General features: G+C 71.2%; 25 protein-coding genes and 1 tRNA gene. 8 read left to right on the forward strand and 18 right to left on the reverse strand.

Going from position 1 to position 23046, the window contains the following annotated elements:
• Positions 1-126: 126 nt before the first annotated feature.
• Genes ACVKXF_RS13775 through ACVKXF_RS13785 form a run of 3 tightly spaced genes read right to left on the reverse strand, consistent with a single transcriptional unit; the run spans position 127 to position 3429 of the window.
• On the reverse strand, positions 127-1500 hold the full coding sequence (locus ACVKXF_RS13775) for an ABC transporter substrate-binding protein (RefSeq protein ID WP_456796048.1): 1374 nt from the start codon (positions 1498-1500) through the stop codon (positions 127-129).
• A gap of 24 nt (positions 1501-1524) precedes the next feature.
• Positions 1525-2466 carry a carbohydrate ABC transporter permease gene (locus ACVKXF_RS13780; protein WP_340196749.1) on the reverse strand — a complete coding sequence of 314 codons (942 nt, stop codon included), beginning with the start codon at positions 2464-2466 and terminating at the stop codon, positions 1525-1527.
• A gap of 15 nt (positions 2467-2481) precedes the next feature.
• Positions 2482-3429, reverse strand: a complete 948-nt coding sequence (locus tag ACVKXF_RS13785) for a carbohydrate ABC transporter permease (protein WP_123314369.1) — start codon at positions 3427-3429, stop codon at positions 2482-2484.
• A 231-nt stretch (positions 3430-3660) separates the two neighbouring features.
• On the opposite strand from ACVKXF_RS13785, the gene ACVKXF_RS13790 reads away from it, so the two are divergent.
• On the forward strand, positions 3661-4893 hold the full coding sequence (locus tag ACVKXF_RS13790; RefSeq protein ID WP_425340811.1) for a Gfo/Idh/MocA family protein: 1233 nt from the start codon (positions 3661-3663) through the stop codon (positions 4891-4893).
• A 74-nt stretch (positions 4894-4967) separates the two neighbouring features.
• Entirely contained in the window at positions 4968-5981 is a 1014-nt protein-coding gene (locus tag ACVKXF_RS13795) for a LacI family DNA-binding transcriptional regulator (RefSeq protein WP_260233157.1), read from the forward strand.
• Positions 5982-6037: 56 nt separating this feature from the next.
• Here the strand turns inward: ACVKXF_RS13795 and ACVKXF_RS13800 are convergent, their stop codons facing one another.
• On the reverse strand, positions 6038-6493 hold the full coding sequence (locus tag ACVKXF_RS13800) for a winged helix-turn-helix transcriptional regulator (RefSeq protein WP_456796049.1): 456 nt from the start codon (positions 6491-6493) through the stop codon (positions 6038-6040).
• 84 nt (positions 6494-6577) lie between these two features.
• On the opposite strand from ACVKXF_RS13800, the gene ACVKXF_RS13805 reads away from it, so the two are divergent.
• Together ACVKXF_RS13805 and ACVKXF_RS13810 are read left to right on the forward strand one after the other, a co-directional pair.
• Positions 6578-7273, forward strand: a complete 696-nt coding sequence (locus ACVKXF_RS13805) for an SDR family oxidoreductase (RefSeq protein ID WP_340196748.1) — start codon at positions 6578-6580, stop codon at positions 7271-7273.
• A 43-nt stretch (positions 7274-7316) separates the two neighbouring features.
• Positions 7317-7718 (forward strand): hypothetical protein, encoded by a 402-nt coding sequence (locus ACVKXF_RS13810; RefSeq protein WP_456796050.1) that lies wholly within the window; start codon positions 7317-7319, stop codon positions 7716-7718.
• Between the two features lie 10 nt (positions 7719-7728).
• Here ACVKXF_RS13810 and ACVKXF_RS13815 read toward each other — a convergent pair whose 3' ends face one another.
• The 5 genes from ACVKXF_RS13815 to serS form a co-directional block, all read right to left on the reverse strand.
• Positions 7729-8292, reverse strand: coding sequence for a GrpB family protein (locus tag ACVKXF_RS13815; RefSeq protein ID WP_456796051.1), 564 nt, complete (start codon positions 8290-8292; stop codon positions 7729-7731).
• Positions 8289-8831, reverse strand: coding sequence for a GNAT family N-acetyltransferase (locus tag ACVKXF_RS13820; RefSeq protein WP_456796052.1), 543 nt, complete (start codon positions 8829-8831; stop codon positions 8289-8291). The genes ACVKXF_RS13815 and ACVKXF_RS13820 overlap by 4 nt, the downstream gene beginning before the upstream one ends.
• Positions 8831-8918: transfer RNA gene (locus ACVKXF_RS13825), tRNA-Ser, on the reverse strand. Before ACVKXF_RS13825 ends, ACVKXF_RS13820 begins: the two co-directional genes overlap by 1 nt.
• An 82-nt stretch (positions 8919-9000) precedes the next feature.
• Positions 9001-9864 carry an HAD-IIB family hydrolase gene (locus tag ACVKXF_RS13830; protein ID WP_456796053.1) on the reverse strand — a complete coding sequence of 288 codons (864 nt, stop codon included), beginning with the start codon at positions 9862-9864 and terminating at the stop codon, positions 9001-9003.
• Positions 9861-11123: a serine--tRNA ligase gene (serS, locus tag ACVKXF_RS13835; protein ID WP_123314217.1), complete on the reverse strand. Its 1263-nt coding sequence runs from the start codon at positions 11121-11123 to the stop codon at positions 9861-9863. Before serS ends, ACVKXF_RS13830 begins: the two co-directional genes overlap by 4 nt.
• 86 nt (positions 11124-11209) lie before the next feature.
• Here serS and ACVKXF_RS13840 point away from each other — a divergent pair, with 86 nt between their 5' ends.
• The gene (locus tag ACVKXF_RS13840; RefSeq protein WP_123314218.1) at positions 11210-12286 is read left to right on the forward strand and encodes a diacylglycerol/lipid kinase family protein; all 1077 of its coding nucleotides are present in this window, start codon (positions 11210-11212) and stop codon (positions 12284-12286) included.
• A gap of 269 nt (positions 12287-12555) precedes the next feature.
• Here ACVKXF_RS13840 and pheA read toward each other — a convergent pair whose 3' ends face one another.
• The 4 genes from pheA to ACVKXF_RS13860 all read right to left on the reverse strand — a co-directional run bounded on the left by pheA (position 12556) and on the right by ACVKXF_RS13860 (position 15914).
• Positions 12556-13512, reverse strand: coding sequence for a prephenate dehydratase (pheA, locus tag ACVKXF_RS13845; RefSeq protein ID WP_456796054.1), 957 nt, complete (start codon positions 13510-13512; stop codon positions 12556-12558).
• Positions 13513-13586: 74 nt separating this feature from the next.
• Positions 13587-14132: a MarR family winged helix-turn-helix transcriptional regulator gene (locus tag ACVKXF_RS13850; RefSeq protein ID WP_396289169.1), complete on the reverse strand. Its 546-nt coding sequence runs from the start codon at positions 14130-14132 to the stop codon at positions 13587-13589.
• Positions 14133-14160: 28 nt separating this feature from the next.
• Positions 14161-14610: a hypothetical protein gene (locus tag ACVKXF_RS13855; protein WP_456796055.1), complete on the reverse strand. Its 450-nt coding sequence runs from the start codon at positions 14608-14610 to the stop codon at positions 14161-14163.
• The gene (locus ACVKXF_RS13860) at positions 14607-15914 is read right to left on the reverse strand and encodes a molybdopterin-dependent oxidoreductase (protein WP_456796056.1); all 1308 of its coding nucleotides are present in this window, start codon (positions 15912-15914) and stop codon (positions 14607-14609) included. Before ACVKXF_RS13860 ends, ACVKXF_RS13855 begins: the two co-directional genes overlap by 4 nt.
• A gap of 87 nt (positions 15915-16001) precedes the next feature.
• On the opposite strand from ACVKXF_RS13860, the gene ACVKXF_RS13865 reads away from it, so the two are divergent.
• From ACVKXF_RS13865 to ACVKXF_RS13875, 3 genes are read left to right on the forward strand one after another with little or no spacing between them, the layout of a single operon-like run.
• Positions 16002-17441, forward strand: coding sequence for a glycosyltransferase 87 family protein (locus ACVKXF_RS13865; RefSeq protein ID WP_456796057.1), 1440 nt, complete (start codon positions 16002-16004; stop codon positions 17439-17441).
• Positions 17442-17446: 5 nt separating this feature from the next.
• Positions 17447-18493: a GTP 3',8-cyclase MoaA gene (moaA, locus tag ACVKXF_RS13870; protein WP_456796058.1), complete on the forward strand. Its 1047-nt coding sequence runs from the start codon at positions 17447-17449 to the stop codon at positions 18491-18493.
• A 3-nt stretch (positions 18494-18496) separates the two neighbouring features.
• A complete protein-coding gene (locus ACVKXF_RS13875) occupies positions 18497-18736 on the forward strand; it encodes a MoaD/ThiS family protein (RefSeq protein WP_396289174.1) in 240 nt (79 codons plus the stop codon).
• Between the two features lie 122 nt (positions 18737-18858).
• Here ACVKXF_RS13875 and ACVKXF_RS13880 read toward each other — a convergent pair whose 3' ends face one another.
• The 5 genes from ACVKXF_RS13880 to ACVKXF_RS13900 are packed head-to-tail and all read right to left on the reverse strand — an operon-like array spanning position 18859 to position 23020.
• A complete protein-coding gene (locus tag ACVKXF_RS13880) occupies positions 18859-19959 on the reverse strand; it encodes a calcium:proton antiporter (RefSeq protein ID WP_456796059.1) in 1101 nt (366 codons plus the stop codon).
• A 12-nt stretch (positions 19960-19971) separates the two neighbouring features.
• Entirely contained in the window at positions 19972-20997 is a 1026-nt protein-coding gene (locus tag ACVKXF_RS13885; protein ID WP_456796060.1) for a sulfate/molybdate ABC transporter ATP-binding protein, read from the reverse strand.
• The gene (locus tag ACVKXF_RS13890) at positions 20994-21794 is read right to left on the reverse strand and encodes an ABC transporter permease (RefSeq protein WP_456796061.1); all 801 of its coding nucleotides are present in this window, start codon (positions 21792-21794) and stop codon (positions 20994-20996) included. Before ACVKXF_RS13890 ends, ACVKXF_RS13885 begins: the two co-directional genes overlap by 4 nt.
• A gap of 3 nt (positions 21795-21797) precedes the next feature.
• Complete coding sequence (gene modA / locus ACVKXF_RS13895) at positions 21798-22607, reverse strand: molybdate ABC transporter substrate-binding protein (RefSeq protein ID WP_456796062.1); 810 nt, start codon at positions 22605-22607, stop codon at positions 21798-21800.
• Positions 22604-23020 carry a TOBE domain-containing protein gene (locus ACVKXF_RS13900; protein WP_340196726.1) on the reverse strand — a complete coding sequence of 139 codons (417 nt, stop codon included), beginning with the start codon at positions 23018-23020 and terminating at the stop codon, positions 22604-22606. The genes modA and ACVKXF_RS13900 overlap by 4 nt, the downstream gene beginning before the upstream one ends.
• Positions 23021-23046: the final 26 nt, after the last annotated feature.

Raw genomic sequence — 23046 nt, forward strand, 5'->3', positions numbered from 1 at the left:
GCCCCCCCGCCTTGGCACCCTTGGTCCCCGGCGCCCCGCCCCCCGGCGGGGGGGGGGGGGGCGCCCCCCCCCCGCGCCTCCCGTCCGATCCTGGTCGCGTCAGACCGCGTCAGGCGACCCGCGCGCTCAGGTGAGCGCCAGCAGGTTGTTGACCTGCTCGTTGGTGCCGGTCAACGTCGAGATCGGCTTGCCGTTCGCGTAGACGTTGTCGAAGGCCGGCTGCAGCAGCGCCTGCACGTCCGCCGGGTTGCGGGTGACGGGGAACAGGAAGGTGGTCTTCTCCTCCACCTGCCGGGTGAAGGCCGACACGTCCAGCCCGCGCTTCCGGAACGACGCGACCGCCGCCTCGGTACCGGCGGGACGGGCCGGGAACACGACGCCCGCGCGGCCGACGATCTCCTGCGCGGTGTCGCTGCCGAGGAACGCGACCCACTTCGCCGCCGCCTCCGGGTCCTTCGCCTGCTTCGTGATCGAGTCGCCGAGCCCGTTGAACATCGACGCCCGCTTGCCCGTCGGCCCGATCGGCGTCGGGGCGACGGCGATGTCGAGGTCCTTCATGTTCAGGTACGTGCCGATCATCCACGAGCCGTTGAACGACAGCGCGCACTTGCCCGCGCCGAGCTGCACGTCCGGGCCGGTCGTGGTCGAGAAGACGCCGTACTTCGCCATGTAGCCCTTGTCGGCGAGGCGGTAGTACCAGGCGAGGGTGTCCTGCACCGTCTGTTCGTCGTAGCGGAACGTGTCGCCCCACGGGTTCTCGTTCGTGTAGAACCAGTCGGTCGATCCGGTGAAGGGCGACCACTGCGTCTGGCCGAAGCCGTCGCCGCCGGAGCCGTTCGACGAGATGCCGTAGACCTCGACGTTCTCCTTGTCGAAGCCGGGCTCGTCACCCCGCCGTCCCTTGGCGTCGATGGTCAGGTGCGCGAGCATCCGTTCGAACGAGCCGCCGTCGTCGGGGTTCCACTCGAGCGTGGCGAGCTCGTCGTCGGAGACGCCGGCCTTCTGCATCGCCTGACGGTCGTAGAACATCCCCACGGTGTCCCAGTCCTTCGGCGAGCCGTAGCGGTGTCCGTCCTGGCCCTTCCACAGCTCGGCGAGGCCGGACTGGTAGTCGTCGTCGCGGATCGACTTCGTCGCCTCGAGCTCGTCGAGCTTGTACAGCACGTCGAGGTCCGAGTACTGCGGGAACTTCGTCAGGTGGTCGGTGAAGACGTCCGGGGCGGTGCCGGCGATGAACCCGGCCGTCAACTTGGTCCAGTAGTCGGCCCACCCGAGCTGGGTGATCTGCACCGTGATGTCGGGGTTCTCGCGGTGGAACGCCTTCGCGACCTGCTGGTACGCGGGCAGCTGGTTGGAGTCCCAGAGCCAGTAGCTCACGGTGCGGGGGCCGCGCTTCGACGCGGTCCCCCGGCTCGGTGACGAGCAGGCGGCGAGTGTACCGAGGGCGAGGGCTGAGGCGCCTCCGGCGAAGAGTGTGCGGCGGGAGAGGGTGTTCGTCATGGTGTGGTCCTGTCCGAGCCGGGGCTACTTGATCCCGGAGAAGCCGATGGAGTTGACGATCCGCTTGGCGAAGACGCCGAACAGCACGATCATCGGGAGGGCCGCGACGAGGGTCGCGGACATGAGCCCGGCCCAGTCGGTGCCGGACTGCGGGGACTGCGACTTGAAGACGCCGAGCGCGACGGTGAGCACCCGCGAGCTGTCGGTGTACGACACCATGAGCGGCCAGAAGTAGTCGTTCCAGCTCGTGATGTACGTCAGCACGGCGAGGGTGGCGATCGGTGCGGCGGCCATCGGGATGACGAGTCGGAAGAACACCCGGACCTTGCCCGCACCGTCGATGAGTGCGGCCTCCTCGACCTCCTTCGAGATGCCGAGGAAGAACTGCCGCAGGAAGAACACCGCGAACGGGGTCATGAACATCGTCGGCAGCGCGATGCCGAGCAGGTTGTCGACGAGCCCGAGCTGCTTGATGAGCGTGAAGTTCGGCAGCAGCGTGAAGATCGCGGGCACCATCAGGCCGGCGAGGAACACCCCGAAGACCTTGTCGCGTCCGGGCCAGCGCAGTCGGGCGAAGGCGTACGCTGCGGCGGCCGAGAAGAACACCTGGCCGACCGTGACGAGCGTCGACACGATCACGGAGTTGAGCAGGTACCGCCAGAAGTTCAGGGCAGCGCCGGAGCCGCCCTGGGCCAGCGCCTCCTCGGTGGACTGCAGGCCGAGGACCCGCTCGAAGCCGCCCAGGCTGAAGCCGACCGGCAGCAGGGACGTCGGGTCGGAGTTGATCGCGCCGTTCGACGACAGGGCGGTGCGCAGGATCCAGTAGAACGGGAACAGGGTGACGACGATGACGAGGATCATCGCGACCCAGGCGAGGACGCGGCCGACCGACGGACGGCGACGGTGGCCGGCTCCGGGACGGGGCGGACGCTTCGTGGTGACGGAACGGGTGAGGGTCGTGGTCATGGTGCGGCGCTCCGTTCAGTCCAGGTCCGACTCACCCGAGCGGGTGAGGCGGTACTGGATGATCGTGATGATGCTGAGGACGATGAGGAGCGCGACCGAGACCGCGGACGCGTAGCCGAACTGGAACCGGCCGAACGCCAGGTTGTAGATGTAGTTCTGCACGACGTTCGTGGCGTTCGCGGGGCCGCCCTGCGTGGTGACGGCGACGGTGTCGAACACCTGGAACGAGCCGATCACGGTGATGATGAGCACCAGGGACAGGATCGGGCGGAGCAGCGGCACTGTGATGCGCCAGAACATCTTCCACTCGCTCGCCCCGTCGATGCGGCCGGCCTCGTAGACGGTCTCGGGCAGCGACTGCAGGCCCGCGAAGATCAGGAGCGCCGTGTAGCCGACGTGCCGCCACACGTTGATGAGCGCGATCGACGGGATGCCCCAGACGTCGCTCTGCAGGAACGGGATGCGGTCGAGTCCGAGGGCCGCGAGCATCTCGTTGCCGATGCCGAGCTGGGTGTCGAGGATCCACAGCCAGACGAGCGCCGCGACCACGTTCGACACCAGGTACGGCGCCAGGACGATGCCGCGCACGAAGGTCGACTTCGTCAGGCGGTGCATCATCACCGCGATGAACAGCGCGACGACCGTCTGGATGACGATGTTGATGAGCACGTACTCGACGGTGACCACCATCGAGTGCCAGAAGATCGAGTCCTGCACGAGCCGCGCGTAGTTCTGCAGCCCGGTGAACTCCGGTTCGGTGAGCAGGTTGTACGACGTGAAGCTCAGGTAGATGCCCCGCACGGTCGGCCAGGCGAGGAACACCACGAAGCCGATCGCGGCCGGCGCGATGAACACGAGCGCGAGCCACAGGTCGTTGCGGGGACGGCGGCGGCGGGGGACGGTGGTGCTGGCGAGCGGGAGGTCGGCTGCCCGACTCCTCCGTCTCGTGCTGGCGGTCGTCAAGGGTGACGACACAGGGCTCTCGGTGGCCATCGCGACTCCTTCGTCTGCGGTGGACTGACGTGCAGCAGTCCGTGAGCCGGGAATCTACACGTGGGGACACGGGGTGGCAAGGGGCTTCTTCCCGGTTCGCATCGGGGGTTGTCACGTGTAGACGATCGTGTCAGGATGGCGGTCGATCGCATCGGCGCGACCTGCCCGGCGACGCATCCCTCACCCCTGGAAAGGTCACTGATGATCTCTGTCGGAATGGTCGGCGCGGGCCAGTTCGCCCCCCAGTTCGCCAAGCTGTTCAAGCTCCACCCGGACGTCGACCGCGTCTTCGTGACCGACCTCGTCGACGACCGCGCGTCGGAACTCGTCGAGTCGCAGCACCTCGACGGCACGTTCGCCGACTTCGACGCCGTGCTCGCCTCGGACGTCGACGCGGTCGCGATCTTCACGCAGCGCTGGACGCACGGGCCGCTCGTCGTCAAGGCGCTCCGGGCCGGCAAGCACGTGTACTCGGCGGTGCCGATGGCGATCTCGGTCGACGAGATCCGCGACATCATCGAGGCCGTCCGCGAGACCGGGCTCACCTACATGATGGGCGAGACGAGCTACTACAACCCCGCGACGGTGTTCGCCCGCAAGCAGGTCGCCGACGGCGCCTTCGGCCGGGTCTTCTACTCCGAGGGCGACTACGTGCACGACATGGACCTCGGGTTCTACGCCGCGTACCAGTTCAGCGGTGGCGAGGACTGGAAGCGCACCGCCAGCTACCCGCCCATGCTCTACCCGACCCACTCGGTCGGCGGCGTCCTCGGCGCCATCCCCGGACACGCGGTCAGCGTCAGCTGCATCGGCGTCAAGGACGACCGCGGCGACGGCGTCTTCGACAAGGACGTCAGCCAGTTCGACAACGACTTCTCGAACGCCACCGCCCTGTTCGAACTCGACAACGGCGGCGTCATGCGCATCAACGAGATGCGCCGCGTCGGCTACCCGTCGCACATCCGAGAGTCGCGCTTCCGCTACTTCGGCACCGAGGCGAGCTTCGAGCAGCTCGCGAAGGTCAGCGTCTGGCAGGACAAGGAGGACTCGCACGACATCAGCGACAAGATCAACACGCAGGCGACGATGGACCTCGACGACCCGCGTCTCGCCGGCGTCGACCCCTCGCTGCGCGACGCGTTCGTCTCCGGGTACGCCGAGGTGCACGACACCGACCGCCTGCCCGCCGAGTACGCCGGCGTGCCGACCGGCCACGAAGGCTCGCACCAGTTCCTGGCCGACGACTTCGTCCGCGCCGTCGTCGACCGGACCCTGCCGCCCGTGAACGCCTGGACCGCCGCACGCTTCACGCTGCCCGGCATCATCGCCCACCAGTCGGCCCTGCAGGGCGGCGTCCGCCTCGAGGTGCCGGACTTCGGCGACGCCCCGGACACCGTCGAGGCGGTGCCCTCGTCTAGGATCGCCAGCGAGTAGCACGTGGTGTTCGGGTGCCGGTCCGCACGGGCCGGCACCCGAACGCCGTTCCCGAGCCGACGAAGGTGGCACCCGTGACCGTCCCGACGACCCCGAGGGCGGTCACCCGCGCCGACGTCGCCCGGTACGCCGGCGTGAGCACCTCCGTCGTCAGCTACGTCGTGCACGACGGCCCCCGGCCCGTCGCGGCCGCCACCGCCGCCCGGGTCCGCGACGCCATCCGGGTCCTCGGCTACCGCCCGAACGCCAGCGCCCAGGCCCTGCGCACCGGGTCGTCGAAGATGCTCGGCCTCATCGTCCCCGAGCTCGACAACCCGTTCTGGTCGGAGCTCGCCGTCGAGGTCACCCACGCCGCAGCCGCCCGCGGCTACGACGTCCTGCTCGCGAACAGCGACGGTGACGCCACCCAGGAGCGCGAGCGGCTCCGCAGCCTGTCCGCCCGGCAGGTCGACGGCATCATCCTGACGAGCATCATGACGCACCCGGACCTGTCCAACGTCTCCGACCCGGGCATCCCGCTGGTCCTGCTCAACACCTTCTTCGAGGTCCCCGACTACGCCAGCATCGGCGTCGACGCCCTGCGCGGCGCGTACGACGGCACCCGGCACCTGGTCGAGCACGGGTACGAGTCGATCGGCCTGGTGATGGGGCACGCCGGGTCGATGGAACTCCGTGAACAGGGGTGGATGCGGGCCCTGCGCGACGCCGGGCTGCCCGACGGACCGATCGTCCGGTGCGACTTCACCCGACGGGGCGGCTACGAAGCCGGGCTCCGCATGTTCGGCGACGAGACCGGACCCCGCGCCGTCTTCGTCAGCTCGGACATGCAGGCGGTCGGCGTCCTGCGGGCACTGTGGGAGCTCGGCCTGCGCGCACCGGAGGACGTCGCGATCGTGTCGTTCGACGGCGGTGCGGAGGCGGACTACACGAACCCGCAGCTCACGACGGTCCGGCAGCCGATCGAGACGATGGCGATCGCCGCGGTCGACCGCGTGCTCGGACTCGACGCGGACAACCAGTGGCACCGCGACCTGGTGCCCGCCGAGTTGGTCCTGGGCGCGAGCTGCGGGTGCGACGTGCGTCGCTGACGCACCCACCGACGGTCGGGAGGCCCGTGGCGGGGCCGCCCCGTCCCTCCCGTCCGTCAGATCGCCGGGTCCATGACGGCGGTGAGCCGCTGGAGCGGCACACGCTGCTGGGACTCCTGCGTCACCGCGACCGCTTCGACCGGCTCGCCGGAATCGGTGTCGACGAAGCGCAGGTCCGAGGTCAGCTCCGTGGGGCGGTACCGGTCCGCCCAGCCACCGAGCGCCAGGAGTACCAGCGAGAGATCGCGGCCGGCGTTGGTGAGGACGTACTCCTCGCGCGCCCGGGCACCCTCCGGCTTGTAGGTCGTGCGCTCGAGCACTCCCCCGTCGACGAGTGAGGCCAGACGCGCCGTGAGCACCTCGCGCGGGACGCCGAGGCTCTGCTGGAACTGGCTGAAGCGCGTCGAGCCGGCGAGGGCGTCGCGCACGATCATGAGCGTCCACTTCTCGCCGAGGACGTCGAGGGACCGTGCGATGGGGCAGCGCTCGTCGCCGCCGAGGATGCCGAGCATGCGTTCATCCTAGCTGGGTTCGATTTCCGGACACAACGTGCTAGGTTCGGTTTCCGTACTCAACTTCTTCGTTTGGAGCCCCTCATGACCGACCTCACCAACGCGATCGTCCTCGTCACCGGAGCGAACGGCGGCCTCGGCGCCGAGTTCGTCCAGCAGGCCCTGGACCGCGGTGCCGCCAAGGTCTACGCGACCGCCCGCACCCCGCGCACCTGGGACGACGAGCGCATCGTGCCGCTCGCCCTCGACGTCACCAGCCAGGAAAGCGTCGACGCCGCCGCTCGTGCCGCAGCCGACGTGACCGTCGTGGTGAACAACGCCGGGATCGCTGGCGCCGACCCGCTCGTGGACACCTCGGTCGAGGAGGTCGAGCGCATCTTCGCGACGAACGTCTTCGGCGCGCTGCGCGTCGCCAAGGCCTTCGCCCCCTCGATCGGCGGCGGCGCACTGATCGACGTGCACTCGGCCCTGAGCTGGGTCGCCCTCGCCGGTGCGTACTCGGCATCGAAGGCGGCGTTCTGGTCCATCACGAACTCGCTCCGCCTCGAGCTGGCGCCCCAGGGCACCCAGGTCGTCGGCGCGCACCTCGGCTACACGGACACCGGCATGACCGCGGGGCTCGACGTCGAGAAGTCCGACCCGGCCGACATCGTCCGGCTCATCTGGGACGCCGTCGAGGCCGGTGAGCACGAGGTGCTGGCCGACCAGGTCAGCCGTGACGTCCGCGCTGGACTCAGCGCGCCGCTGACGGCGCTCTACCCGGCGCTCGCCACCGCCTGACACTCGTGGACGACCCGGCAGCCCCCGCCGCTACCATGACCGCATGGGGACGGCGGGGGCAGTGTCGGAGCTGCGCACGGGGTGGACGTCCGCGGGGTGGGCGGCCCTGTTCTGGGTGACGGCAGCGCTCGGGACGGTCGCGGGCTTCGCCACGTGGTTCTGGCTGTACCTGGCGTCCGACGTCGACAACCGACGTTCAGCTGACGACTTCTCGCACCCGAACGAGGGCGCGCTGTCCCTCGGCCTCCCGGTGGTGGTGGTCGCGCACGTCATCGGTTTCGGGTTGCTGCTGCTGACCGCCCGGAGGGCACGCCTCGGCCGCCGATCGGCGTGGTGGTTCGCCGCGGTCGCGCTGGTCACGAGCTCCCTGGTCGGGATGGCGGCGCTGATGCCGCTCACCGACGGCCAACTCCTGATGCCGTACCCGCTGCCGTTCGTGCCGTGAGCGGGACGGGTCAACCGCCGGCGCCGCGGCCGGTGATCCGGCGGTTCGTGGCCGTGATGGCGGCGCGTTCCCGGTCCGACAAGCCGCCGGCGAGCAGGATCCGGGCCAGCACCTCGCTCTTGCGCTCGATGTAGTCGTCGATGTCCTCGGCCTCGGCAGCGGCTCGGCGCTTCACCGCGGCGTACTCGTCCCGGAGCTCCGGGTCTGCGCGCAGGACGTCGCGGACGGCCAGGTGGTTGCGGAGCGCGAGCGACCCGGCCACGACGACGTAGGTGTTGGTCGGGGCGAAGTGCTCCGGTGTCCGGAAGGCCTGCCGGTCGGGGACACCGAGGTCTCCTCGTGGCCCGAACCCGATCGTGGTCAGCGCCGCGACCGCCGCCGCGACGTCGCCGGGATCGACCACGATGTCGACGTCGATCACGGGCTTCGCGGCGAGGCCCGGCACCGAGGTGCTGCCGACGTGCTCGATGCTCCGGTACCGAGCGCCGGCGGCGTCGAGCGCGGCGGCGTACGCGTCCCGCAACACCGCGAACCGCTCGGGCCACGACGGCTGGTGGTCGACGACCTCGATCATCGAGTGCGCCGCGTGGCCGGCGGTGGTGCGAGGAGCTGGAACATGACGTGGTCGCGCCAGGCCCCGTCGATCTTGATGTACTCCGGCGCGAACCCGTAGCGGCTGAACCCGGCGGACTCGAGCGCACGCTGCGACCCGACGTTCTCCGGAAGGGTCTCGGCCTGCACCCGGTGGAGTCGGAGCACGTCGAACGCGTGGCCGGCGGCAGCGGCGACGGCGCGGGAGGCGTGGCCCTGGCGGAGTCGGTCTGCACGGATCCAGTACCCCATCGCGCACGACTGCACGGCGCCGCGGGTGATGCCGCTCAGCGTGATGCGCCCGAGGAGCTCACCGTCCGTCGACTCGATCACGAACGGGACCGCGGTGCCCGCGCGCTCCGCGGCGAGCGACTGCACGATGACGTCGTGCTGACCTTGCTCGGTGAAGTACGCCGGCGCCCGGGTCGGCTCCCACGGTCGCAGGTGCTCGGCGCTCGCGGTGATGACGGCGGCGAGCATCGCCGCGTCGTCGACGCGGAGCAGGCGCAACCGGGTGTCCATGGCGGAGGGTGTGGGATTCGAACCCACGAGACATCTCTGCCCACCTGTTTTCAAGACAGGCTCCATCGGCCGCTCGGACAACCCTCCAGTGACGCGACCACGTGGCGAGACGTGATCGCGTCCCGGGAAGTCTAACGGGCCTCCCGTCCGCCGTGCGCGTCAGCGCAGATCAGCGCGGCAGGGAGTCGAGCGCCGCTGCCAGGCCGTCGTCGGACACGCCACCGGTGAGCTCGTTGCCGGCGTCGACGACGTCGTCCGGAGCCTGGCCCATGACGACGCCGCGACCGGAGGTCGAGGCCCAGCGGAGCATGTCGATGTCGTTGCGGCCGTCACCCGCGGCGAAGACGCGGGAGCGCGGGATGTCGAGCCACTCGCGCACGCGTTCCATCGCGGTGGCCTTCGTCACGCCCTCTGGCGCGATGTCGAGCCACGCGGTCCAGCCGACCGTGTACGAGACCTTGTGCAGGCCCATGTCCTCGACGATCTGCAGGAACTCCTCGAGCCCGTGCTCCGGCGAGATCACGACGACGCGGGTGGCCTCGACCGTGAGCAGCTCGTCGAACGGCACCAGCTCGCCGGCGTTCGTCATCGTGTCGGCGGGGAAGTTCTCGGAGAGCCGGAAGTGGCCGGTCTCGTCCTCGACGCCGAAGGCCGCGTTCTCCAGGGCCCCGCGGATGGTCTGCAGGACGTCGCTCGGGTCGAAGTGCTCGACGTGGACGCGCTCGTAGGAGCCGTCCGGACGTCGGGCCAGGGTCAGCGCTCCGTTGGCGCAGACGAGGTACTTCGGCTCGATGCCGAGGGTCTCGAGCAACGGCACCGTCATGCCCTCGCTGCGACCGGTCGACAGCATGACCTCGTGTCCCGCGGCCTCGGCATCGCGCACGGCGGCGACCACGGCCTCGGTGATGTCGCCGTCCTCGCGCATGGTCGTGCCGTCGATGTCGAGGGCCACCAGCCAGCGCTTCGTGCGGGCGGGAGCACCGGTGCCCGCGCCCTGCGCCGCACCGTCCACGAACCGCCCCTGCGCGCTCATCGGGGCTCGATCACCTCGACGCCACCGAGGTAGGGGCGCAGCACCTCGGGCACGACGACGGAGCCGTCGGCCTGCTGGTGCGTCTCGAGGATCGCGACGATCCAGCGGGTCGTCGCGAGGGTGCCGTTCAGGGTGGCGACCGGAGCCGTCTTGCCGCTCTCGGTGCGGTAGCGGATGTCGAGGCGACGGGCCTGGAACGTCGTGCAGTTCGACGTCGAGGTGAGTTCGCGGAACGTGCCCTGCGTCGGGACCCAGGCCTCGATGTCGTACTTCTTCGCCGCGCTCGTGCCGAGGTCACCGGCGGCGACGTCGATCACGCGGTAGTGCAGTCCGAGGTCCTGCAGCATCTGCTCCTGGTACGACACCAGCTTCTCGTGCTCGGCCTCGGCCTGGTCCGGGTGGACGTAGGCGAACATCTCGAGCTTGTTGAACTGGTGCACGCGCAGGATGCCGCGGTTGTCCTTGCCCGCCGACCCGGCCTCGCGCCGGTAGCAGGTCGACCAGCCGGCGTAGCGGTGCGCGGTGTTCTCGATGTCGAGGATCTCGTCGGCGTGGAAGCCGGCGAGGGCGACCTCGCTCGTGCCGGTCAGGTACAGGTCGTCGGCCTCGAGCCGGTAGACCTCGGCCGCGTGCTCACCGAGGAAGCCGGTACCCGCCATGGTCTCTGGGCGGACGAGCGTCGGGGTGATGAGCGGCTCGAAGCCGGCGGCGATGGCTCGGTCGAGGCCGAGCGACATGAGCGCGATCTCGAGCCGGGCACCGAGGCCGCGCAGGAAGTAGAAGCGCGAGCCGGAGACCTTCACACCGCGGGGGATGTCGATGATGCCGAGGTGCTCGCCGAGGTCGGCGTGGTCCTTCGGCTCGAAGTCGAACTCGGGCTTCGTGCCGACGGTGCGGAGGGTGACGAAGTCCTCTTCGCCACCGGCCGGGACGCCGGGCAGGACGACGTTCGGGATGGCGCGGACGACGGAGTTGAAGGTGTCCTCGGCCGCGGTGACGGTGGCCTGGGCCTCCTTCACCTGCGCCGAGAGCGCCTGGGCCTGCTGCACGAGCGCGGCCTTCTCGTCCTTCGGGGCCTTGGCGACGGTCTTGCCGAAGGCGTTCTGCTCGGCGCGGAGCGACTCGAACGCGGTGATCGCGCTGCGGCGGGCGGCATCGGCGGCGACGGCCTCGTCGACGACGGCGACGGATGCGCGGCGGGCCTCCTGCGAGGCCTTGATGACGTCCGGGTTGTCACGAAGCAGCTGGGGATCGATCACCGCTCCATCCTAGAGGCGGCCACATCCACGTCGACCGTCCGCGCGGGGCTGTCCACGCGCAGCATCCGATCGGTACCGTTGGTCGCATGTCGACCCCTTCGGAGACCGCGCCCGCGGACCAGGACGCCCTCCCCACCGAGCACCGGACGGCAGCCGTGGTCTACAACCCGGTCAAGGTCCACCTGCCCACCCTCAAGGCCACCGTGGAGCAGCACCAGCAGGAGGCCGGCTGGGCCGAGACCCTGTGGTTCGAGACCACCGAGGAAGACCCAGGCGGCGGCATGGCCCGCGCAGCGCTCGACGCCGGGGCCGACGTCGTCGCCGCCGCGGGTGGTGACGGCACCGTCCGTGCGGTCGCCGAGGTCGTGCACGGCTCCGGTGCCGCGCTCGCACTGCTGCCGAGCGGGACGGGCAACCTGCTCGCCCGCAACATGAAGCTCCCCCTCGACGACCTGGCGAGCAGCGCCCACACGATCTTCTCCGGACACGACCGCTCCATCGACTTCGGACTGCTCGGCGTCGAGCGGCCCGACGGCGCCCGCGAGCAGTTCGGCTTCGTCGTGATGGCGGGCCTCGGGCTCGACGCCCGGATGATCGCGAACACCCGCCCCGAGCTGAAGAAGCGCGTCGGCTGGCTCGCCTACCTCGACTCGCTCCTGCGCTCCGTGCGGGACACCGACGGCTTCGAGTTCAAGTACCGGCTCGACGACTCGGCCCGCAACGGGTCGGTGCGGGCACACTCGGTGATCGTCGGCAACTGCGGCATGCTGCAGGCCAACGCGATGCTCCTACCCGACGCCGAGATCGACGACGGGGTGTTCGACATCGTCGTGATGCGGCCCCGCGGGTTCTTCGGCTGGGTCCGGATCGGCGCGCGGGTGTTCTGGGAGAACGGCATCCTGCGCTGGTTCCGACGCTCGGCGCTGTCCGACACCCTGATCGGCCGCCGCATCACCACGGCGGCGAAGCAGGAACGTCCGCTGCGCTACATGCGCGGCGAGGAGTTCACGCTGCGGCTCGAGAAGCCCGACGAGTTCGAGATCGACGGCGACCCGGTGGGCGAGATCACGGCGTTCCGCGCCCGGATCGACCCCGGTTCGCTGACGGTCAAGGTGCCGACGGTCGAGCCGCGGCCGAGCTGGGTGCGCGGCCGCAAGCGCTGAGCCGGGAGGTGCCCGCGCTGCACCGTGCGGGGTTGTTCGGCCTGTGCGCGGTTGCGCGGGTCGGGCGATCACGCACCGTGCGGGGTTGTTCAGCACGTGCGCGGTTGTGCGGACCGGGGTGATCACGCACCGTGCGGGGTCGTTCGACTGGTGCGCGGTTGCGCGCTCGGTGCGAGGTTGTAACGGCGCACGGAGCGGGCAACCTCGCACCGGCCGACAGAAGCCGCACCGTGCGCCAGACGCGCCGACCGACGAGCCAGCGCCGCGCGTCAGCCCGCGTCGGGCTCGCCGGACACGATCGCGCGCAGCCAGTCCCGCGCCTCGACGAACGCCGCGTCGGAGTAGCGCGTCGGTACCTCGGGCTGCACGCCGTCGGCACGCGGGTACGACCCGAGGAACGTCACGCGCGGGCTGAACCGGCGCAGCCCGAGCAGGGCGTCGGCCACCCGCTCGTCCTGCACGTGGCCGTCCAGGTCGATGACGAACCGGTAGCGACCGAGCTCGTCGCCGATCGGGCGCGACGACAGCAGCCCCATGTTGATGCCGCGGGTCGCGAACTGCTCGAGCATGTCGACCAGGGCGCCGGGGTGGTCGGCGGGCAGCTCGACGATGACGCTCGTCTTGTCGGCGCCGGTCGGCTCGGGCAGCGCGAGCGTCTTCGACACGAGCACGAAGCGGGTGACGGCCGAGGCGTTGTCGCCGATCGACGACGCGAGCACGACGACGTCGTGGTGGTCGGTGATGCCCGGCGGGGCGACGGCGGCGTCGGCGGTGGGGTTCGCCTCGAGCAGGGCCAGCGCGGCCGCGACGTTCGACGACGCCGGGATGTGGCCGTGGCCGGGCAGGTTCGCCTCGAGCCAGTTGTGGGTCTGCGCGTACGCCACCGGGTGGGCGTTCACGGTGCGGACGTCGGCGAGCGTGGCGCCGGGGCGTGCGACGAGCACGAAGTCGACCGGCACCAGGTACTCCCCCACGATCCGCACACCGGGGATCCGGGCGAGCGCGTCCTGCGTGGCGCTGACACCGCCGTCGACACTGTTCTCGATCGCGATGACCGCGCCGACCGAACGGCCGGACATGACGTCGTCGAGGGCCTCGCCGACGTTGTTGACGCTCCGCCACGGCTTGCCGGCCGCGGCCTCGACGAGCTTGAGGGCCGCCTCGGTGAAGGTGCCGGCCGGTCCGAGGTAGGAGTACGTGTCGGACGGCGCGGCGGGGTCGGTCATGGGCCGAGCCTATTGCAACGACCGAGCGCACCAGCCGAGTCGGCCGACGCCGGCAGCGCGCCGACCGAGACCGCTCAGTCGGTGCTGGCGCCCGTCAGCCGCTGCTCGCAGATCGCGGTGTCGTCGTCGTCCCGCGGGTACGTCAGCGCCGCGAACCGCCCCTCGGGGTCGAGCCGCGTCAGCAGTGCGGCCGCGATGCCGTCGAGCTGGACGACCTGCTCCTCGCTCAGCGCGTCGATCACGACGTGGCGTGCGGTGCGGACGTGGTCGGGCGCTGCATCGACGATGGTGGCGTAGCCGGCGTCGGTGAGCCGGACGTCGGTGGCCCGGCGGTCCGAGGTCGACGGGCAGCGGGTCACGAGTCCGCGCTTCTCGAGGCGGGACACCACGTGCGACAGCCGCGGCAGCGAGGCGTTCGTGGCCGAGGCGAGCGCCGACATCCGCAGCGTGCGACTGTCGGTCTCGGAGAGCATCGCGATGACCATGTAGTCGAAGTGCGTCAGGTCGGCGTCGCGCTGCAGCTGTTGGTCGAGCGCCGCCGGCAGGAGTTCCATGACGGCCACGAGCTTCATCCACGCGCGCAGCTGCTCGCGGGTGAGCCACGGGGTCTCGTCGGTCATGTCGTCATCCTACCGAAAGGTTGTCGCTTTAACCAGTGGTCCGCGAGCCGCGCACGACAGACCGCCGCGCCCGCACCACCCCGACGACGAGCACCGCCACGACCACGAGCAGCAGCACGCCCTCGACGATCAGCAACCGCGTGCCGTAGTCGAACGGCAGGATCGTGGGGTTCTTCTGCCCGTGCCGCTTCGCAGCGACCTCGGGCAGCACCACGAGCGCGAGCACGCTGCCGAGCACGATCGCCGCCTGCACGACCACGAGCACCCAGGCCCGCAGGGACCGACCGGCCCGCCGGAGCAGCAGCCCGGCACCGACGACGAACGGCGACAGGATCGCGTCGTGCAGGATGACCGCACCGAGCAGCCAGGTGGCCAGCCCACCGATGCGCTTCGGCGACACGGAGGTCACGAGGACGGACGCCCCGAACGCGATCACCAGCACGCCGACCACGACGAGCACGATCCGCGCGGCCTTCACCGCAGCACCTCGATCTTCTCGATCCACTTGGTCTGCAGCACGCCCGGCCGCCCCGGAGCGATGACCCGCGCCGGGAACCCGTGGTCCAGGTCGAGCGTCGAACCGTTCAGTTCGAGCGCCACCAGGGTCGTCGGGTCCTCGGCGTACTCCGGCCCCATGTCCATGATCCGGTAGCCGCCGTGCCGCTCCAGGCTCGTGACCCGCACGTGCGAGCCGGGTTCGGCCTGCACGGCACCGAGCAGGTCGCGCATCCGGATGCCCTTCCACGTCGCCATCTGGCTCCACCCCTCGACGCACGAGATCGGCAGGTCGACCTCGGTGGTCCCGAGGGCGACGAGTTCCGCACGCACGAAGGTGCGGGTCACGTCGGGTCCGACGACCGTCAGGGTCCAGTCCGCGGCGGTCGCACTGGCGAGCACGCCCGCCGCGCGGGCGGTGCGGTTGACCGGCAGGCCGTTCGCACCGAGACCGCGCTGGCGCGCTCCGAACACGTTGAACGGTTCGGCGAGCTTCGAGGACTGCCCCGCCGTCAGGGCGACGACGCCCACGACCGCGGCCGTCACGCCGCCGAAGAACCCGCGTCGCGCGATCCGCTGACGTCGGCCCTGTGCACGCTCGTCGACCGACCGGGAGGCCCGGGTCGGCTCCGCCGTGTCGGCCTTCGGTTGCGCGGCGACCTCGTCCACCCCGTCGATCCAGCGGAACACGCGGCCCAGCAGGCCGGGTGCCGTGGACCCGGCGGTCTCGGAGACCGCAGCGTGCGGGGCGGACGCGGGCCGGGCCTCCCGGGTCGGCGGAAGGAGCTCGCTGCCGGACGCGGGGTCTGCGATGAACCGGCCCTGCTCGTCGTACGAGTCGCGCTTCCGCCAGTAGCGGGCGATGACCGGCAGCTTGGCCGCGATGTGGATGACGAGCGACCCGATGATCACGTACGCCATCGCGTTGTGCACCTGGCGGAACGGGAACGGCCACGGGTACCACTGGTACGTGTTGAGCAGACCGGTCGTGACCTGGATGATCGACGCCGACACGAGCACGGCGATCGACAGCCGCTCGAACAGGTGCAGCACGCCGCGCACCGGCGGCACCTGCACCAGCGCGGGCATGACGGTGTTGAGCTTCGCCAGCAGCAGCGGGATGATCGCGATGCCGGTGGTGATGTGCAGGCCCTGCGTGAACTGGTAGAGCTGCGTCGGCCGGGTCGGGAACCGCATCCAGCCGAGGGGCTCCTGCAGCAGGTGGCTGTAGATGCCGGTGCCGAAGCAGACCACGAACGCCAGGCCGAGCAGTCGTCCGAGCACCACCGCGGAGCGCGCGTTCCGGTTCGGCGAGGCCAGTGCGGCCCGCGCCTCAAACAGCAGGTGTCGTACGCCCGCTAGCCTCGACGGACCATGAGCGACCGACTGCGTGCCGTCCGACCGTCCTCCGCCGTCGGTCCGGGTGCCCGTCTCGCCGTCGTGGGAGCGGTCGTCGGAGTCCTGGCCCTCGCGGGCGTCATCGCCTTCGGCGTCACGCATCTGGGGTTCCTCCGTTCCGACACTCGTTCGTCATTCGTTGCGTGGACGCTGATCGCTTGGACGGTGTTCGTGATCGCCGTGCTCGCACTGCGCTTCGTGCCCGCCCGGTGGATGACCGCCGTGGTCGTGGTGGGGGCGGTGGTGGTCGGGCTCGCGGCGTTGGCCGGTCCCCCGAGCACGAGCACCGACTCGGCACGGTACGCGTGGGACGGCATCGTCCAGCATGCCGGTGTCTCACCGTACGCGCACACCCCCCAGTCCACGGCACTGTCCGGTCTGCGGCCCGACTGGCTGTTCCCGGACAAGGTGGACGGCACGTGCGACGACCTCAAGCCCCGATTCCGCGGCCTCGGCGACGGCGCGGACGGCCACTGCACCGCGATCAACCGGCCGGACGTGACGACGATCTACCCGCCCATGGCGCAGCTCTGGTTCGCCGCCGTCCGCGCCTTCGTGCCGGCCACCGCGCAGTACATGCCGTTCCAGGTGGCGGGCCTGCTGCTGTCCCTCGTGGTGACCGTCGCCCTCGTGGTGGTGCTGCGGAAGACCGGTCGCCCGACGTGGTGGGCCGCACTCTGGGCCTGGTCGCCACTGGTGGCGTCCGAGGCCGTGACGAACTCGCACGTCGACGCCCTGGGCGCGGCGCTCGCGACCGCGGGTGCCGTGCTCGTCGCGTTCGGCCGACCGATCTGGGGCGGGATCGCACTCGGAGCGGCCACGGCCACCAAGCTCATCCCGGCCATCGTGTACCCGCCGTTGCTCGGCCGGTGGCGGTCCTGGTGGGCGATCCCGGTCGGCATCGCCGTGTTCGGGCTGCTCTACGTGCCGTACGTGCTGACGACGGGGCTCGACGTGCTCGGGTACCTGCCCGGCTACCTGAGCGAGGAGGGCTACGAGGACGGCTCCCGCTTCGCGCTGGTGTCGATGGTCTTCCGGGGCGACGCGGCGACCGTGGTGGTCGGGCTCGCCGTGCTGCTCGCCGCGTTCGTCGCGTGGCGCCTGTCCGACCCGTCCAGGCCGTGGTCCGGCGAGGTCCTGATGATCGGCGTGACGTTCCTCGCCGTGACCCCGCGCTACCCCTGGTACGCGCTGCTGCTCATCCCGTTCGTGGTGCTGTCCGGGCGGTGGGAGTGGCTGTCGATCGGACTCGCGATCGCGCTGCGCGGGGTGTGGCCGTCGACGGACGCCTACCGGTGGTGGCTGCTCGCCGCGGTGGCCGTCATCGTGGTGGTCACGCTCCTGCGTACGAGCCGGTCCGACTGGCGGCGCTGGTGGGAACGGCTGTCGTTCCGGCGCGTCGAGCACGTACGCTGAGCCACATGGCACCCGCGACCCTGCTCGGCACGACCGTGGACCCGGCGTCCGCCGGACTCGTCGACCGCTTCGGGCGTCGCGCGATCGACCTGCGGGTGTCCCTGACCGAACGCTGCAACCTGCGCTGCACGTACTGCATGCCGGCCGCCGGGCTGCCGTTCGCCCCCGACAACGCCCTGATGACCGCTGCGGAGATCGAGCGACTGGTCCGCATCGGGTCGTCGCGGTTCGGCGTGCGCAAGGTGCGGTTCACCGGCGGCGAGCCGATGCTCCGGCACGACCTGGTCGACGTGATCGCCCGGTGTGCCGCACTGCCCGACGCCCCGGTACTGTCGCTCACCACCAACGCCATCGGCCTCGCCCACCGCGCCCAGGCCCTGTACGACGCCGGACTGCGGCGCGTGAACGTGTCGCTCGACACCGTCGATCCCGACGTGTTCACCACCGTGACCCGCCGCCCGTTCCTCGACAAGGTCATCGCCGGACTGTCGGCCGCACACGACGCCGGCCTCGACATCAAGGTGAACGCGGTGCTGCTGCGCGGGATCAACGACGAGGCCGCGCCGGAGTTGCTGCGCTGGTGCCTCGACCGCGGCTACGAACTGCGGTTCATCGAGCAGATGCCGCTCGACCCCGACCACGCGTGGGACCGCACCGAGATGGTGACCGCGACCGAGACCCGTGCGCTGCTGGCGTCGTCGTTCCTGCTGACACCGGACGATGCCCCGCGCGACGGCGCCCCGGCCGAGCGGTACCGGGTGCAGGACGCGCGCTCCGGTGCGCCACTCGGCACGGTCGGGATCATCGCGAGCATCACCGAGTCGTTCTGCGCCGACTGCACCCGCACCCGGTTGACGGCCGACGGCAACGTCCGGAGCTGCCTGTTCTCGGACGCGGAGACCGACGTGCTCGGACCGATGCGGGCAGGGGCCTCCGACGACGAGGTGGCCGAGCTGTGGCGCCGGGCGATGTGGGCGAAGCCGCGCGACCACGGCGACGACAGCGACGAGCTCGTGCACCCCACGCGCGGCATGAGCGCGATCGGCGGCTGAACGATGACCACGATCCGGTTCTTCGCCGCTGCCCGGGCGGCGGTCGGCGCCGACTCCTCGACCACCGAGGCGGGCACGATCGACGAGGCGTTGCGGGAGATCGCCGCCGCCGATCCTCCGCGCTGGGGTGCGTTGCAGGAGCGGTGCTCGTACCTGGTCGACGGCGTGACCACCCGCGATCGCAGCACCGTGCTCGAAGGCGTCGCGGTCGTCGACGTCATGCCCCCCTTCGCTGGCGGCTGAGCGGCGCTCGTTCCTTCCCAGAACGCCCGCGATGCCTGGTGCTTCCGGGCGTACCGGGTCAGAACTTTCGACCAGGTACGCCCGAATCGACCAGGTTCGCCGCCCCCGCCCGCCCCCGCGCCCTACGGCGAGACGGACAGCACGATGAACGCGGCGAAGATCACCAGGTGCACCCCGCCCTGCAGTCGCGTCGCACGGCCCGGCAGCACCGTGAGCACCGCGGCGACGATCGTCAGGGCGAGCAGCACGATCTGCGACGGCCCGAGCCCCAGCAGCAGCGTGCCCGGCATGAACAGCGACGCGACCGCGATCGACGGGATCGTCAGACCGATCGACGCCATGGCCGACCCCATCGCCAGGTTCAGGCTCGTCTGGATCCGGTTCCGGGCGGCGGCCTTCGACGCGGCGATGCCCTCGGGCAGCAGGATGAGCAGGGCGATCACGACGCCGACGAACGACGGCGGGAAGCCGACCGCGGCGACGCCGGCCTCGATCGCGGGCGACTCCACCTTGGCGAGCCCGACCACGGCGACCAGGGCGACGACCAGCAGCCCGAGCGACACCATCGTGGTGCGACCGGACGGGCGTGCGGCGTGGGCGTCCTCGGACTCGACGAGCACCCCGCCGGCACGGTTGACCGGCAGGAAGAAGTCACGGTGGGCGACGGTCTGCGTCACGACGAACAGTCCGTAGAGCACGAGCGACGCCACGGCCACGAAGACCAGCTGCGTCCCGGTGAAGGACGCGTCGTCGGTGCCGGTGGTGAACGTCGGCAGCACCAGGGTCAGCACGGCGAGTGCGGCGACCGTCATCGTCGCGGCGCTGGCCCCCTCCTGGTTGAACCGCACGGTGTTGTGCCGGAGCGTCCCGATCAGGATCGCGAGGCCGACCAGCCCGTTCATCGTGATCATCACGGCCGAGAACACCGTGTCGCGCGCCAGGGTCTCGGCCTGGGCACCGCCGGAGCTCGACAGCGAGATGATCAGCGCGACCTCGATGATCGTGACCGCGACGGCGAGCACGAGTGACCCGAAGGGTTCACCGACGCGGTGGGCGACGACCTCGGCGTGGTGCACCGCCGCGAGCACGGTGGCAGCGAGCACGATCGCGACGATCGCCACGACCACGGTGCCGAGTCCGTAGCGGCCGTACGAGAACGCGAGCACGACGGCCGCCAGGATCGGGATGGCCACGGGCCACGCCTTGGGGAACCAGGAGGTCATCCGACCATTGTCTCAACCGCGCGGCGCGTAGACCGCCAGTTCGGAGGCGGGAACGTCCACGCGGACCGCGTCGCCGGGTCCGATCCCGAGTGCGGTGACCCGCGCCAGGGTCAGGTCCGCGACGAGGTCCCCGGCGCGCACCCGCACCAGTCCGTCCCGCGGTTCGAGCGACGTGACGGTGCGCACCGGCCCGGCGCCGTCCCGCGTCAGCCGGGCGGCCGTCGGGTGGAAGGCGCCCAGGGCGGGCCGACCGGGAGGCACGGCGTGCGTCCCCGACACCAGCTCGCCGCCGCCGTCGGTCGCGATCCCACCCACGGTGGCGGTCCCGCGCACCAGCGCGAGCCCGGAGAACGCCGCCGCGAACGCACTCGTGGGCCGTCCGAGCACGGCGGCGGGGGTGCCCTCCTCGACGATCCGGCCGTGCTCGACGACGACGACCCGGTCGGCCAGGGCGACGACCTCGACCGGGTCGTGCGTGACCAGGAGGCTCGGGCGCCCGGCGACCGCAGTCCGGAGCGCTGCACGGACCTCGTCACGTGCGGCGACGTCGAGCGCCGACGTCGGTTCGTCGAGCAGCAGCACCGCCGGGTCGGTGGCCAGCGCCCGCGCGATCGCGACGCGTTGGGCCTGCCCGCCGGACAGCGTGTCCGGGGCCCGGTCCGCCAGGCCGTCGGCGCCGACGGCCGTCAGCGCACGGAGCGCGCGGGTCCGGGCGGCGGCCCGTCGGACCCCGGCTGCCCGCGGGCCGAACGCCACGTTGCCGACCACGTCGAGGAACGGGAACAGGTCGGGCCGCTGGGCGACGAGCCCGATGCGGCGGCGGTGGGCGGGCACCGTCCGGCTGTGGTCCGCCACGACGGTGCTGCCGAGGACCACCTGCCCGGCGTCGATCGGCAGCAGACCGGCCAGGGCCTCGACCACGGTGGACTTGCCCGCGCCGTTCGGCCCGATGACCGCAACGCACTCCTCCGCGCCGACCTCGAGGGCGACGTCGACGTCCCGCCGCTCGACGACGATCCGCGCCGCGACCCCGGTCACGCGGCCACGCCCCGGGTGCGGAGCGACGAGGCACCGATGACCACGACGGCGACCACGACGAGCACGACCGCCAGGGCCACGGCGGTGTCGGGGTCGACCTCGCGCTGCAGGTAGATCTCCAGGGGCAGGGTCCGGGTGACCCCCTGCAGGCTGCCCGCGAAGGTCAGGGTCGCGCCGAACTCGCCGAGCGCACGCGCGAAGCAGAGCACCAGTCCGGAGACCATGCCGGGCAGGACCCGCGGGGTGGTGACGGTCAGGAACGTGCGGGTGGGACCGGCGCCGAGGGTCGCGGCGACCCGCTCGTACCGGTCCCCCTCCACGCGGAGCGCCCCCTCGATCGCGGACACCAGGAACGGCATGGCCACGAACGTCTGCGCGATGACGACCGCCGTGGTGGTGAACGCGATGTGCAGCCCGTGGTCGTCGAGGAACGCCCCGACCACCCCGAGGCGGCCGAACGCCGCGAGCAGTGCGAGTCCGCCGACGACGGGCGGCAGCACGAGCGGCAGGAGCACCACGGCGCGGGCGACCCCGACCCACCGTGAACGGGACCGGGCGAACAGCACGGCGAGCGGGTAGCCGAGCACGAACGCGACGGCCGTGGCGGTCAGTGCCGTGCCGAGGCTGAGTCCGAGTGCGGTGAGCGATGCCGTGGAGGTGACGAGGGCGACGAACGACGACCAGTCGACCCGACCGAGCATCGCGAGCACGGGCACGACGACGAACAGACCGCCCAGCACCGCGGGCAGCGGGAGCCACCAGGCGACCGGCGGCCGTCCGTCAGCCCGCGAGGTCACGGGTCACGGCTTCCCGAAGCCCGCGGCGGCGAGCACCTTCTGGCCGGTGGCGGAGCGGACGTACTCGGCGAACGCCTGCGCGAGTTCCGGGTCCTCGGACTCCTCGAGCACGCCGATCGGGTAGGTGTTGACGGCCTCGCTCGACTCGTCGAACGGGACGCCGTCGACCTTGCCGTCGGCGCCCTGCACGTCGGTCACGTAGACGAGTCCGGCGTCGGCCTGACCGGACTCGACCTTGCCGAGCACGTCGGTGACGGACTGCTCCTCGCTGACGGGCCGCAGGTCGACGCCCGAGGCGGACTCGACCTTCGCCGTCACGGCACCGCACGGCACCGGGGCGGCGCACGTGACGAGCTGGACGTCGGAGCCGGTCAGGTCGTCGAGGCTCGTGATGCCCTTCGGGTTGCCCGGCGCGACGGCGATCTCGAGGACGTTCGTCGCGAAGTCGCGCGGGGACCCGCTCGCCAGGTCGGTCGAGGACAGCTTCGCCATGTTCGCCTCGTCGGCGGACGCGAACACGTCGGCGGGCGCGCCGTTCTGGATCTGCGTGACCAGGTCGCTCGACCCCGCGAACGAGAACCGGATCGAGGCCCCGGGGTTCGCGAGTTCGAAGTCCTTGCCGAGCGTGGTGAACGTCTGCTGGAGCGAGGCCGCCGCGAAGACCGTGATCGAGCCGGTCGCACCGCGGTCCGTCGCGGTCGTCGACCCCGACGAGGACGACCCCGCCGGGGCGTCGGTGGTCGAGCATGCCGACAGGCCGAGCGCCGCGACGACGGCGAGGGGCACGAGCAGCGAGCGGGAACGACGGCTCATCGGAGGTCCTCCTGGAGTGCGGGCGCCTCGACGGCGACCATCGTGGCCTTGACCGACGCGACGGCGACGGACCCGACCTCGAGCCCGAGGTCGCGCACCGCCTCGGCGCTCATGAGCGAGACGACGCGGTGCGGGCCGCACTGCAGTTCGACCTGCGCCATGACGGTGTCGACGACCAGGTCGGTGACGATGCCGACGAACCGGTTCCGCGCCGAGCTCTTCACGCCCGACGCCGGGTCGGCGAGCTCGGTGCTCCGCGTCCGGGCGTACTCGGCCACCTGCCGACCGTCGACGACCGCCCGACCGGCCTCGTCCGTGGTCCGGTGGAAGGTGCCGCCGTCGACGAGTCGGCGCACGGTGTCGTCGCTGACACCGAGGAAGGCAGCAGCATCGCGGATCCGCAGTTGCGTCATGATGTGACGATCCTAGCCGCGGAAGC

It is taken from the genome of Curtobacterium sp. PvP017, from assembly GCF_054060195.1.

Excerpts from the sequence above, each read along its gene's own strand:
- ACVKXF_RS13810 (WP_456796050.1), top strand. The coding sequence starts at position 7,317 with ATGGGGACGGCGGGGGCAGTGTCGGAGCTGCGCACGGGGTGGACGTCC.
- ACVKXF_RS13830 (WP_456796053.1), bottom strand. The coding sequence starts at position 9,864 with ATGAGCGCGCAGGGGCGGTTCGTGGACGGTGCGGCGCAGGGCGCGGGC.
- moaA (WP_456796058.1), top strand. The coding sequence starts at position 17,447 with ATGGCACCCGCGACCCTGCTCGGCACGACCGTGGACCCGGCGTCCGCC.
- ACVKXF_RS13865 (WP_456796057.1), top strand. The coding sequence starts at position 16,002 with ATGAGCGACCGACTGCGTGCCGTCCGACCGTCCTCCGCCGTCGGTCCG.
- ACVKXF_RS13800 (WP_456796049.1), bottom strand. The coding sequence starts at position 6,493 with ATGCTCGGCATCCTCGGCGGCGACGAGCGCTGCCCCATCGCACGGTCC.
- ACVKXF_RS13775 (WP_456796048.1), bottom strand. The coding sequence starts at position 1,500 with ATGACGAACACCCTCTCCCGCCGCACACTCTTCGCCGGAGGCGCCTCA.
- ACVKXF_RS13900 (WP_340196726.1), bottom strand. The coding sequence starts at position 23,020 with ATGACGCAACTGCGGATCCGCGATGCTGCTGCCTTCCTCGGTGTCAGC.
- ACVKXF_RS13880 (WP_456796059.1), bottom strand. The coding sequence starts at position 19,959 with ATGACCTCCTGGTTCCCCAAGGCGTGGCCCGTGGCCATCCCGATCCTG.
- ACVKXF_RS13850 (WP_396289169.1), bottom strand. The coding sequence starts at position 14,132 with ATGACCGACGAGACCCCGTGGCTCACCCGCGAGCAGCTGCGCGCGTGG.
- ACVKXF_RS13780 (WP_340196749.1), bottom strand. The coding sequence starts at position 2,466 with ATGACCACGACCCTCACCCGTTCCGTCACCACGAAGCGTCCGCCCCGT.
- modA (WP_456796062.1), bottom strand. The coding sequence starts at position 22,607 with ATGAGCCGTCGTTCCCGCTCGCTGCTCGTGCCCCTCGCCGTCGTCGCG.
- ACVKXF_RS13815 (WP_456796051.1), bottom strand. The coding sequence starts at position 8,292 with ATGATCGAGGTCGTCGACCACCAGCCGTCGTGGCCCGAGCGGTTCGCG.
- ACVKXF_RS13875 (WP_396289174.1), top strand. The coding sequence starts at position 18,497 with ATGACCACGATCCGGTTCTTCGCCGCTGCCCGGGCGGCGGTCGGCGCC.
- pheA (WP_456796054.1), bottom strand. The coding sequence starts at position 13,512 with ATGACCGACCCCGCCGCGCCGTCCGACACGTACTCCTACCTCGGACCG.
- ACVKXF_RS13805 (WP_340196748.1), top strand. The coding sequence starts at position 6,578 with ATGACCGACCTCACCAACGCGATCGTCCTCGTCACCGGAGCGAACGGC.
- ACVKXF_RS13820 (WP_456796052.1), bottom strand. The coding sequence starts at position 8,831 with ATGGACACCCGGTTGCGCCTGCTCCGCGTCGACGACGCGGCGATGCTC.
- ACVKXF_RS13790 (WP_425340811.1), top strand. The coding sequence starts at position 3,661 with ATGATCTCTGTCGGAATGGTCGGCGCGGGCCAGTTCGCCCCCCAGTTC.
- ACVKXF_RS13840 (WP_123314218.1), top strand. The coding sequence starts at position 11,210 with ATGTCGACCCCTTCGGAGACCGCGCCCGCGGACCAGGACGCCCTCCCC.